The organism is Microbacterium sp. P26, from assembly GCF_023712585.1.
GTDB lineage: Bacteria > Actinomycetota > Actinomycetes > Actinomycetales > Microbacteriaceae > Microbacterium > Microbacterium algihabitans_A.
The window spans coordinates 450348-462696 of the sequence record NZ_JAMAXZ010000003.1; the positions used below are offsets into that span (position 1 = coordinate 450348).

Sequence of the window (12349 nt, forward strand, 5' to 3'; positions counted from 1 at the left end):
TAGGCTCGGAAGATGACTGACGCACAACGCACCCCCACGCCGATCGACACGATCGCGGACGCGTGGGTCGACACCCTGGCGGAGAAGGACCCGACGCTCGCGACCTACATCGGCCGCTTCGAGCACAACGGTCGCTTCGGCGACTACAGCCCCGCGGGCGCGGAGGCCCTCGTGTCGGAGGCGCGCTCGACGAAGTCCGCGCTCGAGACGGCCGAGGCGACCGACGCGATCGACACCGTCACCAAGATGGACCTCGTGCGCGAGCTCGACCTCATGATCGAGCAGCACGAGGCCAAGACCCACCTGCGCGACCTGAACGTCATCGCCTCGCCCGCGCAGGACATCCGCTCGACCTTCGACCTCATGCCCACCGCGACGGTCGACGACTGGTCGACCATCTCCGACCGCATGAGGGCGTTGCCGGCGGCCATCGACGGGTACGTCGCGACGCTGCGCCAGGGCATCGCCGAGGGCGTCGTTCCCGCGCGTCGCCAGGTGAGCGAGGTCGTGACCCAGATCGCTCGCTACACCTCCGACACGGGCTTCTTCGCCGAATTCGTCGGGGACGCCGCCCCCGAAGAGGGGCAGCTGCCGGCCTCGCTCGCGCGCGACCTCGCCGAGAACTCCAACGCGGCGCGGGTGGCCTACGACGGTCTCGCGGCGTTCCTGTCGAAGGAGCTCGCACCGGCCGCGGGTGAGGTCGATGCCGTGGGTCGTGAGGTGTACGCCCTGCAGTCGCGGCACTTCCTCGGCGCGGAGGTCGACCTCGACGAGACGTACGAGTGGGGTGTTCAAGAGCTCGCCCGCATGGTCGCCGAGCAGGAGGCCATCGCGAACGAGATCCTGCCGGGCTCCACCGTGGAGGAGGCCGTGGCGTTCCTCGAGCAGGACGAGTCGCGCAAGCTCCGCGGCACCAAGGCCCTGCAGGAGTGGATGCAGCGCACGAGCGACAAAGCCGTCGAGGAGCTCGGTCGCACGCACTTCGACATCGCCGAGCCGATCCGCCACCTCGAGTGCATGATCGCCCCGACCAACGAGGGCGGCATCTACTACACCGGCCCCACCGACGACTTCTCGCGCCCGGGCCGCATGTGGTGGTCGGTGCCCGAGGGCGTCGACACGTTCGACACCTGGCGCGAGCTGACCACGGTCTACCACGAGGGCGTTCCGGGCCACCACCTGCAGATCGCGCAGGCCGTGCACAACCGCGCCGAGCTCAACTCGTGGCGCCGGCTGCTGGCCGGCACGAGCGGGCACGCCGAAGGCTGGGCGCTCTACGCGGAGCGCCTGATGGAGCAGCTCGGCTACCTCGACGACCCCGCCGACCGCCTGGGTATGCTCGACGGCCAGCGCATGCGCGCCGCGCGTGTGGTGCTCGACATCGGCGTGCACCTGCAGAAGCCCCGCCTCGACGGCACCGGCACGTGGGACCACGACTACGCGCTCGCGTTCATGCTGAAGAACGTCAACATGAGCGAGGAGTTCGTGCGCTTCGAGGTCAACCGCTACCTCGGCTGGCCCGGACAGGCACCGTCGTACAAGGTGGGCCAGCGCATCTGGGAGCAGGTGCGCGACGAGGAGCAGGAGCGCCGCGGCGCCGACTTCTCGATGAAGCAGTTCCACACGCGCGCGCTCGACATCGGCGGCGTGGGGCTCGACACGCTGCGCGCGGCTCTGGCCTCCGCCTGATCTCCTCGAGGGGCGTCACCACGGTGGCGCGCCCCTCGCCGGTTTCGGGGAATACCCGGCGCCCGCGTAAAGTTCATTCATCCGAATGCAAGGAGACCTCATGGACGTTCGCCCCCTCGAGCTCGGCCTCGACACCTTCGGAGACATTTCGCGCGGCCCCGACGGGTCGCTGCAGTCCGACGCTCAGACCATCCGCAACGTCGTGGAACAGGCGGTGCTGGCCGACCAGGTCGGGCTGTCGTTCTTCGGCGTGGGGGAGCACCACCGCAAGGACTTCGCCGTCACGAGCCCCGAAATGGTGCTGGCCGCCGCGGCCGCCCGCACCGAGAACATCCACCTCGGCAGCGCCGTGACGGTGCTCTCGAGCGACGACCCGGTACGCGTGTACGAGCGGTTCGCGACGCTCGATGCCCTCTCGAACGGCCGGGCCGAGGTCATCCTCGGGCGCGGCTCGTTCATCGAGTCGTTCCCGCTGTTCGGTTACGACCTCGCCGACTACGAGCAGCTGTTCGAAGAGAAGCTCGAGCTGTTCTCGCTGCTGCGCGACGAGAAGCCCGTCACCTGGTCGGGCCGCACGCGCGCCGCGCTGCAGGATGCCGACGTGTACCCCAAGACCGAGAACGGGCTGACGGCGTGGGTCGGCGTCGGCGGCTCTCCGGAGTCGGTCGTGCGCACGGCGCGCTACGGCTACGGTCTCGTCCTTGCGATCATCGGCGGATCGGCCGCGCGGTTCCGCCCCTACGCCGACCTGTACCGCCGGTCGCTCGACGAGCTCGGAAAGCCGCAGATGCCGATCTCGGTGCACTCGCCCGGCCACGTCGCCGAGACCGACCAGCAGGCCTGGGAAGAGGCGTTCGAAGGCGTCGCCGAGCTCAACAACACGATCGGACGCGAGCGCGGCTGGCCCGAATACAACCGCATGCGCTTCCAGCACGACGTCGGGCCCGAGGGATCGATGTACATCGGTTCGCCCGAGACGGTCGCCACGAAGATCGCCGCCACCGTGCGGGCCCTCGGCAACTCGCGCTTCCAGCTCAAGTTCGCCAGCGGCTCCATCTCGCACGACAAGCTGATGTCGAGCATCGAGCTGTACGGTACGAAGGTGCTGCCCCTCGTTCACGACATGCTCGCCGACACCCCGGCCCAGACGCCTGCCAGCGCCTTCGGCATCCGGTGAGCATCGCCACCGACACCATCCGGGTGTCCGAACGCCTCGATGCTCTGCCGTTCACGCGGCGGCACGGGCGGATCCTGGGTGGGTCGGGGCTGGGGTGGGCCCTCGACGCCATGGACGTCGGGCTCATCTCGTTCGTCATCGCCGCCCTCAGCGTGCAGTGGAAGCTCGCGCCGAGTGAGGCCTCGTGGATCGCGTCGGCGGGCTTCGCGGGAATGGCGATCGGAGCGAGCCTCGGCGGCCTTCTCGCCGATCGGTTCGGCCGGCGCCACGTGTTCGCCCTCACCCTGCTGATCTACGGCGTCGCGACGGGGGCGAGCGCCCTGGTGGGCGGTCTCGCCGCCCTGCTGGTGCTGCGCTTCGTGGTCGGCCTCGGTCTCGGTGCCGAGCTGCCCGTGGCCTCGACCTACGTGAGCGAGTTCGCCCCGGCCCGCATGCGCGGGCGCCTCATCGTCTTCCTCGAGGCGTTCTGGGCGGTCGGCTGGACCGCCGCCGCGCTCATCGGCTACCTCGTCGTCCCGTCGTCGGCCGACGGCTGGCGCTGGGCGTTCGCGCTCGGCGCGATCCCCGCGGTCTACGCCCTCGTCGTGCGCTGGGGCCTGCCCGAGTCGCCCCGATGGCTGGCCTCGCGCGGCCGCAACACCGAAGCGGTCGCGATCGTGCGCGATCTCGAGGCCGCCGCCGGTCGCGTGTCGCTCGAGCCCTCGGCCGAGGGGGTCACGGCATCCGTCCCCGCTCCGCGCCCGCGAGTGAGCGCCCTGTGGGCCCCGGCGCTGCGGGTGCGCACGGCGAGCCTGTGGGTGCTGTGGTTCTGCGTGAACTTCTCGTACTACGGCGCGTTCATCTGGATCCCGACGATCCTCGTGAGCCAGGGTTACGACCTCGTCCGCTCGTTCGGCTTCACCCTCATCATCACGCTCGCCCAGTTGCCGGGCTACGCGGTCGCCGCGTGGCTCATCGAGGCATGGGGGCGTCGCCCGACGCTCGCGGTGTTCCTCGCCGGGTCGGCGGTGTCGGCGGTGTTCTTCGGCACGGCATCCGGAGAGGTCTCCGTGATCGCCGCCGGCATGGCGCTGTCGTTCTTCAACCTCGGCGCCTGGGGTGCCCTCTACGCTGCGACCCCCGAGACGTATCCGACGCCGCTGCGAGCGACCGGCTCCGGCTGGGCCGCGGGCATCGGTCGCATCGCGTCAATCCTCGCGCCGCTGGCCGTGCCACCGTTGCTGGGAATCGGGGGAGCACCCCTGCTCTTCGTCGTGTTCGCCGGGTTCTTCGCCGTGGCGGTGGTGGCGGCGCTGTTCCTGCGTGAGCAGCGCGGGCGCGCTCTGGTGTAGGGCTGTCTCCCGGTTTGGGGCGGACATCGCCCGGTGGGGGCGCAGAATCTTCGCCCCGAGCGAAGGGATGCGCCCCGAACCAGTGAGTGTGGCGAGCGACGGCCAGCACCACGCGCCCGCGTAGGCTCGAGCCATGGCATCCGTGCGCTACGTCGCGATCGGCGACTCGTTCACCGAAGGAGTCGGCGACGAATTGCCCGACGGAACCGTGCGAGGCTGGGCCGACCTGGCCGCGCAGGGGTGGGCGGATGCCGCGGGGGAGCCGATCCAGTACGCGAACCTGGCGATCCGCGGCAAGCTCGTGAAACCCATCGTCGACCAGCAGCTCGAACCCGCGCTGGCGTTGAAGCCCACGCACCTGTCGTTCAACGGCGGCGGCAACGACATGCTGCGCCCGCGCACGGGTATCGAACGCATCGTCGACGTGTTCGACCACGTCGTGCGCCGTTGCGACGAAGAAGGCGTGCAGCTCATCGTGCTCTCGGGCGCGAACCCCTCGGCGGGCCTGCCGCTCGGGCGGATCGTGCAGGCGCGCGGCGACCGGCTGTCGCACGCGGTCAAAGCCCGACTCGCCTCACGCCCCGACGTCATCACGGCCTACAACTGGTTCGACTGCGAGCTCGCCGGCGGGGAGTTCTGGTCGGTCGACCGCCTGCACATGAACGCGCGCGGGCACCACCGCGTCGCCGCGCGCGTCATTTCGTCGATCGGTCTCACCCCGCCGACGGACTGGTGGCACCTGCGCGAGATCCCCGAGATCGAGCGACTGAAGGGCACCGCCTACTACCGCGAGCACGTCGCGCCGTGGGTGCGCCGACGGCTCACCGGCACCTCGTCGGGCGACAACCGTCAGGCGAAGTTCGGCGGCGGCTGGATCGAGCTGACCCCCGGCGGCTGAGCGCTCAGGGCACGCGGCAGTCCGCGGTCAGCGAGAAGTGCGTCAGCCCGTCGATGCTCGAGCGATCGCGGGCCGAGAGACGTACGACGCCGTTGTACCGCAGGTCCTCCTGCATCGCGCGGTCCTTCGCGTAGCCCTCGGCGGTCCACGCGTCGAGGATCGCCGCGTACGAAACGGCGTTGTCGTCGGTGCGGACGGAGAGGTCGTACGCGGTCGTTCCGTCGCACGGGAGGTCGGACGGGAGCGGTGCCGACACCGGTGCGCCGGCGGCATCCGTGACCGGCGCGCCCGCGGCCTCGAGGGTCCGCTGGACCATGCGGGCGAGTTCGACCCGCGCGTCCCCAGCAGGGGAGGGGGCGGGGCCCTCGGCCGGTTCGACGGGGGTACGCGGCGGCGGCGGAGTGTCCTTCTCGGCGGACAACCCGCCTGCGAGACCGCAGTCCGTATCGGTCACGAGCCGTGGAAGGACGAACGACGGCGCAGCGGTGATGCTGAGTCGCTCTGTCGCGCTCTGGAAGGTGTTCCAGACACGGAGGGTGTCACCGTCGGTGACCGCGATGTACGACCCTTGTTCGAACGGCGTGTGACCGTCGTCCACCTCGGTGCGACCGACCGACGTTCCGATCAGGCCGTCGAGACGACGAATGCTGCCGGAGGCTCCGAAGAGGAAGGCGCGCTCGGTCGCGACGTACCCGGTCTCGCATCCGTTGGCGACGATCGGGGTCACCGGCTCGTCCGTCACGGAGACGGCAAGACCTCCCAGTGCCATCGCCGCGATCGCGATCACCCGCAACGGCCCCAGGAGCAACCACCACCACCTCCGCGCGGGCACGGCGAACACGATCACCGCGAGCGACACGACGGCTGCCACGATGCTGCCGGTGACGATGACCTTCCCGGTCCACCGACCGATCACGACCTCACGCGCGCCGGCGCTGTCGAGCGAAACGGGCCACACGACCGCGATCAGCGTGAGCAGGAGCAGGTACGTCACACTTGCCACGACCGCCACCCACCGCCGCACCAGGCGGACTCGCCGATCGAAGACTGGCATCCTCTCGTCCCCCACTCGCTTACTCTGGCAGCGATCCCTGAACGCCCGCGCACACCGCGCCCATGGGTTCGAGGAGCAGACTGAGCACATGACTCTCGCGCTCGTCACCGGAACCACCAGCGGCATCGGCCTGCACACGGCCATTCAGCTCGCTCAGCAGGGGGTGACGGTCATCGCCACGGTGCGCGACACCGCGCGTGCCGATGCCTTGCGCTCCGCGGCATCCGAGGCGGGTGTCGAGCTCGACATCCGGGCCCTGGATGTGACGGATGCCGAGGCGGCTCGCGCCCTCGTGGAGGCGGCGGGTCCCGTCGACATCCTCGTCAACAACGCCGGGCGAGGTGCGGTCGGCACCCTCGAGCAGCTCAGCGACCAAGACCTTCAGGACCAGCTCGAGACGAACTACCTCTCGGTCGCGCGCCTGACCCGTCTCGTCCTGCCCGGCATGCGCGAGCGGGGGAGCGGACGCATCGTCACGGTCACCAGCGTCGGGGGAGCGGTGGGCCAGCCGTTCGCCGACGCCTACTGCGGCGCGAAGTTCGCGGTCGAGGGTCTCATGCAGTCGCTCGCGCCCGTGGTCGAGCCCTTCGGCATCGATGTCGCGATCGTCGAGCCGGCGGCCGTGGCGTCGTCGTTCACGGACTCCGTGCACCGTGCGCCCGCGGGCCCTTACTCCGAGCAGCAGCAGGCCTATCTCGATCGCGCGGCGACCTCATTCGCATCGGCGCAGTCGGCGGAAGACGCGGCGAAGACGGTCGTGGAGGCTGCAACGACCTCCGCGCCCCGTTTCCGCTGGCAGACGTCGAACACCGCGGTCAGCTTCGCGGGGCTCTCGCTCGCCGATCTCGACGGCTCGCGCGTGCTCGACGTGACGCGCACCTGGGTGCGACCGAGGGAGTGACGGGCTACGCGCCAGCGCCCGCCGACCGGCATGTGAGCGTGTGCAGGAAGTGGCTCGTCGACGTCGAAGAGACGGGCCGCTAGGACGGCTTCACGTCGGCTCCCACGAGCACACGGCATCCACCAGCTCCGTCACCGTCGCCCGGCTGTCGAGTCTCAGGACGGGCTTGTCGACCGTCGCCAACCACCGATCATGCTGGGCGCGACTGCGGCCGTCGAACGCGGGATCGTCGTAGCCCTCGGCCCAGGCCCTGAACTCATGCCAGGCGTCGTCGTCGTGGGGGCGGCCCCCGCGTCGACCGACCTCGCGGGCTTCGAGCCGGCGGAGCCTCTCCGTGGAATCGAGCGCGACGAAGACGATCGCGTCGCACTCCGCGACGACGGACTCTCCCCACCCGAGCATCGAGCCCGACAGCACCCACGCGGGGCGCCCTACGAAGATCCGGCGCATCAGCTCCACCCGCTCCGCCTCGCGTCTCTTCCGCGTGAACGGGGGAGTGGTCGGCATCCAGAAGTAGTCGTCCGCGTCCGCGTGCGGCACCGCCCAGCGCGTGGCCAGCGCATGGCCCAGCGTGGTCGTCCCGCTACCACTGCCACCCAGGATGTGGACGCGAGAAGGCTGCATCTCCTCAGTTCCCCGTCAGGGCAGGATGCTGTCAACGTAGCCGCCGTCGACCCGCAGGGCACCGCCGGTGGTCGCCGAGGCCAGGGGAGAGGCGAGGTAGACGACCATGTTCGCGATCTCCTCGGGCTCGATGAGCCGCTGGACCAGGGACTGCGGCCGCGCGGTCTTCATGAACTCGCGCTGCGCCTCGTCCCACGGCAGGTTCTCGTCGACGAGTTCGTAGACGAAGTCCTCGACGCCCTCCGTGTGGGTCGGTCCGGCGATGACCGAGTTGACGGTGACGCCCGTACCGGCTGCGGCCTTCGCGAATCCGCGCGACACCGCGAGCAGAGCGCTCTTGGAGGCGCCGTAGTGGATCATCTCCTCGGGGATGACGACGGCGGAGTCGCTGGCGATGTTGAGCACGCGACCCCAGCCGCGCTCCATCATGCACGGGAGCATCAGGCGGATGAGACGCGCGGCCGACACGACGTTGGTGTCGAGGAAGCGCCCCCACTGCTCATCGGTGATCTCCAGCGCCGGGGTCGATCCGAAGATGCCGAGGTTGTTCACGAGGATGTCGACGGCTCCGACCTCCTTGGCGAGAGCGGCCGCCCCCTCGGCGGTGGTCACGTCGGCCGCGATCCCGCGGACGCCCGTGCCCATCGTCGCCACGACCTCGTCGACACGCTTCGAGGTGCGTCCGTTGACGACCACGTCGGCCCCCGCCTCGTGCAGACGACGCGCAATGGCGAGGCCGATGCCCTGCGTGGATCCGGTGACGACCGCCGTCTTGCCTGACAAATCGATTGCGATGCTGGTGCTCATGGGTGCCGCCTTTCGTCGCGACCGAGGTTACCCGGGGGCGGCAACTCGCCGCTCAGCCGCGACGGGCGATCCGGGCGAACCACGCCTTGACCCGGCGCGTCCGCCGGTCGGTGTAGTCGTTCGACAAGCGCATGGCCTCGTCGGTGATGTCGGCGCCCGCGTGGATGTTCGCCAGGGCGCGCAGCGCGCGTTCCTCCTGGGTCGCATCGTCGTCGTCGGGCATGCGCCCAGCGTACGTCGGGTCTCGGGAGACCGCAGTACGCGCCGCGGGGGAGATCGCAGGCATGACCCCCGTTGAGAAACTGACATAATGTGCATTATCGGCGAATGAGCTCGTCCGGATCGACCCACGCGCAAGACATCGCGACAGTGAAGAAGCTTGCTGACGGAACATAGCCGAGGCCGATCATGACGACCGCGGACGCAATCTCCACAATGCGGGCGGCGTGAGGTCGGCGGGCGAGAACCTTTGCCGCACCGAAGCCCCCTGCGAGGGAGATCAACGCGCAGTTGGCCACGTCAGTAGCGACCTCGGTGGTCGACATCCGTTCACGGGATCCTCCGCCGTCCGAGCTGAACGGCAGGCGGCAGATTTCATTCAGATGCATATTCCAACGGCGCAAGCAAGTGCTCTTCCGCCGCTGAGAGCATCTGTCAACATCACCTCATGGCCGCTCGCGCTCCGCTCACCGATGACGTCGACGATCACGCCGTCGACACCCTGAGCGCTCTCGCGGCCGCCGTCGCAGAAGGCGATCGCGCAGCGTTCGCCCAGCTGTACGACCTCACCTCCGCCCGGGTATTCGGAGTGGTGCTCAGGGTGGTCGTGAATCGCGCTCTGGCCGAAGAGGTGCTTCAAGAGGTTTACGTCTATGTCTGGCAGAACGCGTCGAAGTTCATCGCCTCGAAGGGCAGTCTGCAGGCGTGGATCAGCACGATCGCGTATCGCCGAGCCGTCGACTGCGTGAGGGCGTCGCAGGCGTCTCACGACCGGGACCGGCAGGTAGGATCGAGATCCCTCGTCTGGGACGCCGACGTGGCCTCGGATGCCGTCGACCACTACCTCGAACGCGCGCACCTTCACGCCGCTCTGGCCCTGCTCTCCCCCGACCAGCGGCTCTGTGTGGAGCTCGCCTACACCGCCGGCCTCACGCAGTCGCAGATCGCGGCCCGGCTGGGCCAGCCCCTGGGGACGGTGAAATCCCGCACGCGAACCGCTTTGAGAGAGCTGCGTCGCAACCTTCAGGGACACGCCGGCCTGGGCATGGGCGCGGTGGCATGACGCCCTCGGTCGGCGTTCTCCGTCAGCGCCGCGTCAGGTTCCCCTCGGCCCACTCGCCGAGCTGACCCAGGATCGGAACCAGTCGGCATCCGGCATCTGTCAGCGCGTACGTCACGGCGACGGGCGGCCCGGCGTCGACGCGGCGGTCGACCAGTCCGGTGTCGGCGAGTTCGGTGAGGCGATCCGACAGCACGGCGTCACTGATGCCGCCGACCGCTCGCCGCAGACCCGAGAACGACAACTCCCCCTGGCCGAGCACGTCGAGGATCATGCCGTTCCACCGCTTGCCGAGCACCGAGAACGCGCGCGAGACAGCGGCGTCGCACTGTCGCGCGTCATGTTCTTCGGCCATGACCCCATCCTACGTGTGCTAGCTTTCCCGAAGCCACTTTGTTTTTCATAGTCACTCTGATCGGAGAAGCGCATGACCCTGTTCCGTCTCGATGCCAGCATCCTGCCCGCCACTTCTGCCAGCCGCGAGCTCGGCGACCTCGTCGAGACCGAATGGCTCGCCGCGCACCCGTCGTCGACGGTCGTCCGCCGCGATGTCGCCGCCGAGCCGATGCCCGCCACCGCCTGGCGCGACGCGGTGACCTCGGGCTTCACCCCCGCCGATCAGCACACCGCCGGCCAGCGCGAGGCCATCGCGCTGCGCACGCGCCTCGCCGACGAACTGATCGACGCCGACGCCCTGCTCTTCACCGTTCCGCTGTACAACTACGGCGTCTCGCAGCACGTGAAGACCTGGTTCGACCTCGCCTACACCGACCCGCGCATCGACCCGCAGGGCACGGCGCTGCGCGGCAAGCCCGCCACCCTCGTCACGGTGCTCGGTGGCAATTACGAGCCCGGAAGCCCCAAAGAGGGCTGGGACCACTCGACGGGCTGGCTGCGCCGTGTCTTCGCAGACGTGTGGGGACTCGACCTCACCGTCGTGCATCGCCCGTTCACGCTCGTCGGCGTGAATCCCGCGCTCGACGCCTTCGCTGACGTGGCGGCAGGACTGAAGACGGATGCCGAGCAGGCCGCCGTGACCGCCGGACGCACCCTCGCCGCGTCGCGCGCCGCCTGAGGCCGGCACAACCCGACTCGCCCGCCACAGACCGCTCAGGCGAACCGTGGCGGGCGAATCCCGTCACGCGCGGAGTTCGAACACCTCCGCGAGGAACGCCTTCATCGCGGCCCAGCTGCGCCGCTCGGCGGTCGCCTGAAACTTCGCGCCCTGCTCGGGGGCATCGGCATCCGGAAGCGTGAAAGCGTGCATCGCATTCGCGTACGACACCAGCTGCCAGTCGACCGACGGCGCCGTGCGCAGGTCGTTCTCGAAGGCGAGCATCGCGTCGTCGGGCGCGACGGGATCGGCGGCGCCGTGCAGCACGAGCAGCTTCGCGGTGATCTGCTCCGCCTCGCCCTCGGGCCCGGTGAGCAAGCCGCCGTGGAAGCTGACGACCGCGTCGATGTCGGCGCCTGTGCGCGCGAGCTCGAGCACCGACGACCCGCCGAAGCAGTAGCCGATCGCAGCGGTGCGGTCCGGGTCGACCGACGGCTGCTCGCGCATGTACGCGAAAGCCTCGGTCAGACGCTTCCTCCACAGCGGGCGATCCTGATAGAAACCGCCGGCCACACCGGCCGCATCCTCGGGCGCGGGTCGCATGTCGGCGCCGTAGACGTCCGCCGCGAAGGCCGTGTAGCCGAGGCGGGCGAGCATGTCGCAGCGCATGCGCACGTAGTCGGTCACACCGAGCCAGTCGTGCACGACCATGACAGCCGGGTGCCGCCCCTCCCCCGCCGGGTGCGCCAGGTATCCGCGGTAGGCGACGCCGTCGGCTTCGTAGTCCACGTCGCCGGATTCGATTCCGGATGCCGGGAGAGGTTCGCGGTCGAGGATCTCGGTGAGGTTCGGGGCGTAGGTCGTCATTCCGCAGACGCTAGACCGGCGAGGTATGGACCGGCCGGGTCTTGCGCGCTCGCCCTCTCCGCTCCTCCCTCCCAGGCCTACACTCGGCCCTGACGGCGCCCGCCGTCACCTGCGGCCGGAGAGGAGCGCCACGTGCGCGAACGGGTGATGGGCCTCGTCTTCCTCATCGGCGTCGCCCTGAAAGGCATCGACGGCCTGGTCGAGCTGGTCGGCGCGATCGTGCTGCTCGTGACGACCCCCGGCCAATTGCTGCACGTCGCCCAGCGGCTGACCGCGCACGAGCTGGCACGCGAGCCGAACGACTTCCTCGCCAACGCGCTGCTGCACAGCATCAAGCAGCTCGGATCGGGCACGGTCGTCTTCCTCGCCGTGTACCTGCTGTTGCACGGCGTCGTGAAGCTGGCCATCGTCGTCGCCCTGGCGCTCGGGACCCGGCGCGTGTATCCGTGGGCGATCGCCGCGATCGGCGCCTTCCTCGTCTATCAGGTGTACGAGCTGTTCGTGTCACCCAGCATCGGGCTCGTGCTGCTCACGGTGTTCGACCTGATCATCCTTCTGCTCACCTGGCGCGAGTGGCGGCGTGGCCGACCCCTGCGCGAGACCTGGCATTCGACGCTCGACTGGATCCTGCGCCGGCCGCAGCCGCAGCACTCGGCGTCGTAGCCCGG

The 12349-nt window shown here is 69.6% G+C and carries 15 protein-coding genes; 8 read left to right on the forward strand and 7 right to left on the reverse strand.

All coding sequences use genetic code 11. The annotated features are described in order from the left end of the window. Positions 1–12 precede the first annotated feature (12 nt). From M3667_RS08640 to M3667_RS08655, 4 genes are all read left to right on the forward strand, one after another. Complete coding sequence (locus M3667_RS08640) at positions 13–1689, forward strand: DUF885 domain-containing protein (RefSeq protein ID WP_251507322.1); 1677 nt, start codon at positions 13–15, stop codon at positions 1687–1689. Between the two features lie 100 nt (positions 1690–1789). Then, positions 1790–2866, forward strand: a complete 1077-nt coding sequence (locus tag M3667_RS08645) for an LLM class flavin-dependent oxidoreductase (RefSeq protein ID WP_251507323.1) — start codon at positions 1790–1792, stop codon at positions 2864–2866. Then, positions 2863–4197: an MFS transporter gene (locus tag M3667_RS08650; RefSeq protein WP_251507324.1), complete on the forward strand. Its 1335-nt coding sequence runs from the start codon at positions 2863–2865 to the stop codon at positions 4195–4197. The genes M3667_RS08645 and M3667_RS08650 overlap by 4 nt, the downstream gene beginning before the upstream one ends. Positions 4198–4330: 133 nt before the next feature. Then, positions 4331–5095, forward strand: a complete 765-nt coding sequence (locus tag M3667_RS08655) for an SGNH/GDSL hydrolase family protein (protein WP_251507325.1) — start codon at positions 4331–4333, stop codon at positions 5093–5095. 4 nt (positions 5096–5099) lie between these two features. Here the strand turns inward: M3667_RS08655 and M3667_RS08660 are convergent, their stop codons facing one another. Beyond that, complete coding sequence (locus tag M3667_RS08660) at positions 5100–6098, reverse strand: hypothetical protein (protein ID WP_251507326.1); 999 nt, start codon at positions 6096–6098, stop codon at positions 5100–5102. 139 nt (positions 6099–6237) lie between these two features. Here M3667_RS08660 and M3667_RS08665 point away from each other — a divergent pair, with 139 nt between their 5' ends. Continuing rightward, a complete protein-coding gene (locus tag M3667_RS08665; protein WP_251507327.1) occupies positions 6238–7050 on the forward strand; it encodes an SDR family oxidoreductase in 813 nt (270 codons plus the stop codon). Positions 7051–7140: 90 nt separating this feature from the next. Here M3667_RS08665 and M3667_RS08670 read toward each other — a convergent pair whose 3' ends face one another. The 4 genes from M3667_RS08670 to M3667_RS08685 form a co-directional block, all read right to left on the reverse strand. After that, the gene (locus tag M3667_RS08670; protein WP_251507328.1) at positions 7141–7674 is read right to left on the reverse strand and encodes a hypothetical protein; all 534 of its coding nucleotides are present in this window, start codon (positions 7672–7674) and stop codon (positions 7141–7143) included. 15 nt (positions 7675–7689) lie between these two features. Beyond that, positions 7690–8469 carry an SDR family oxidoreductase gene (locus M3667_RS08675; RefSeq protein WP_251507527.1) on the reverse strand — a complete coding sequence of 260 codons (780 nt, stop codon included), beginning with the start codon at positions 8467–8469 and terminating at the stop codon, positions 7690–7692. Between the two features lie 64 nt (positions 8470–8533). After that, entirely contained in the window at positions 8534–8704 is a 171-nt protein-coding gene (locus M3667_RS08680; RefSeq protein WP_251507329.1) for a hypothetical protein, read from the reverse strand. 94 nt (positions 8705–8798) lie between these two features. Next, the gene (locus tag M3667_RS08685; RefSeq protein WP_251507330.1) at positions 8799–9026 is read right to left on the reverse strand and encodes a hypothetical protein; all 228 of its coding nucleotides are present in this window, start codon (positions 9024–9026) and stop codon (positions 8799–8801) included. A gap of 122 nt (positions 9027–9148) precedes the next feature. On the opposite strand from M3667_RS08685, the gene M3667_RS08690 reads away from it, so the two are divergent. After that, positions 9149–9763, forward strand: a complete 615-nt coding sequence (locus tag M3667_RS08690; RefSeq protein WP_251507332.1) for a sigma-70 family RNA polymerase sigma factor — start codon at positions 9149–9151, stop codon at positions 9761–9763. 22 nt (positions 9764–9785) lie between these two features. Here M3667_RS08690 and M3667_RS08695 read toward each other — a convergent pair whose 3' ends face one another. Next, positions 9786–10115, reverse strand: a complete 330-nt coding sequence (locus tag M3667_RS08695; RefSeq protein ID WP_251507334.1) for a helix-turn-helix domain-containing protein — start codon at positions 10113–10115, stop codon at positions 9786–9788. 72 nt (positions 10116–10187) lie between these two features. Between M3667_RS08695 and M3667_RS08700 the strand changes: the two genes are divergently transcribed. Continuing rightward, positions 10188–10835: an FMN-dependent NADH-azoreductase gene (locus tag M3667_RS08700; protein WP_251507337.1), complete on the forward strand. Its 648-nt coding sequence runs from the start codon at positions 10188–10190 to the stop codon at positions 10833–10835. A 63-nt stretch (positions 10836–10898) separates the two neighbouring features. Here the strand turns inward: M3667_RS08700 and M3667_RS08705 are convergent, their stop codons facing one another. Continuing rightward, on the reverse strand, positions 10899–11681 hold the full coding sequence (locus tag M3667_RS08705) for a dienelactone hydrolase family protein (protein WP_251507339.1): 783 nt from the start codon (positions 11679–11681) through the stop codon (positions 10899–10901). A 132-nt stretch (positions 11682–11813) separates the two neighbouring features. Between M3667_RS08705 and M3667_RS08710 the strand changes: the two genes are divergently transcribed. Then, positions 11814–12344, forward strand: coding sequence for a DUF2127 domain-containing protein (locus M3667_RS08710; protein WP_251507341.1), 531 nt, complete (start codon positions 11814–11816; stop codon positions 12342–12344). Positions 12345–12349: the final 5 nt, after the last annotated feature.

Bases quoted from the DNA above. Each gene is read 5' to 3' on its own strand.
- M3667_RS08640 (WP_251507322.1), top strand. From the start codon at position 13: ATGACTGACGCACAACGCACCCCCACGCCGATCGACACGATCGCGGAC.
- M3667_RS08645 (WP_251507323.1), top strand. From the start codon at position 1,790: ATGGACGTTCGCCCCCTCGAGCTCGGCCTCGACACCTTCGGAGACATT.
- M3667_RS08655 (WP_251507325.1), top strand. From the start codon at position 4,331: ATGGCATCCGTGCGCTACGTCGCGATCGGCGACTCGTTCACCGAAGGA.
- M3667_RS08665 (WP_251507327.1), top strand. From the start codon at position 6,238: ATGACTCTCGCGCTCGTCACCGGAACCACCAGCGGCATCGGCCTGCAC.
- M3667_RS08670 (WP_251507328.1), bottom strand. From the start codon at position 7,674: ATGCAGCCTTCTCGCGTCCACATCCTGGGTGGCAGTGGTAGCGGGACG.
- M3667_RS08680 (WP_251507329.1), bottom strand. From the start codon at position 8,704: ATGCCCGACGACGACGATGCGACCCAGGAGGAACGCGCGCTGCGCGCC.
- M3667_RS08685 (WP_251507330.1), bottom strand. From the start codon at position 9,026: ATGTCGACCACCGAGGTCGCTACTGACGTGGCCAACTGCGCGTTGATC.
- M3667_RS08690 (WP_251507332.1), top strand. From the start codon at position 9,149: ATGGCCGCTCGCGCTCCGCTCACCGATGACGTCGACGATCACGCCGTC.
- M3667_RS08695 (WP_251507334.1), bottom strand. From the start codon at position 10,115: ATGGCCGAAGAACATGACGCGCGACAGTGCGACGCCGCTGTCTCGCGC.
- M3667_RS08700 (WP_251507337.1), top strand. From the start codon at position 10,188: ATGACCCTGTTCCGTCTCGATGCCAGCATCCTGCCCGCCACTTCTGCC.
- M3667_RS08705 (WP_251507339.1), bottom strand. From the start codon at position 11,681: ATGACGACCTACGCCCCGAACCTCACCGAGATCCTCGACCGCGAACCT.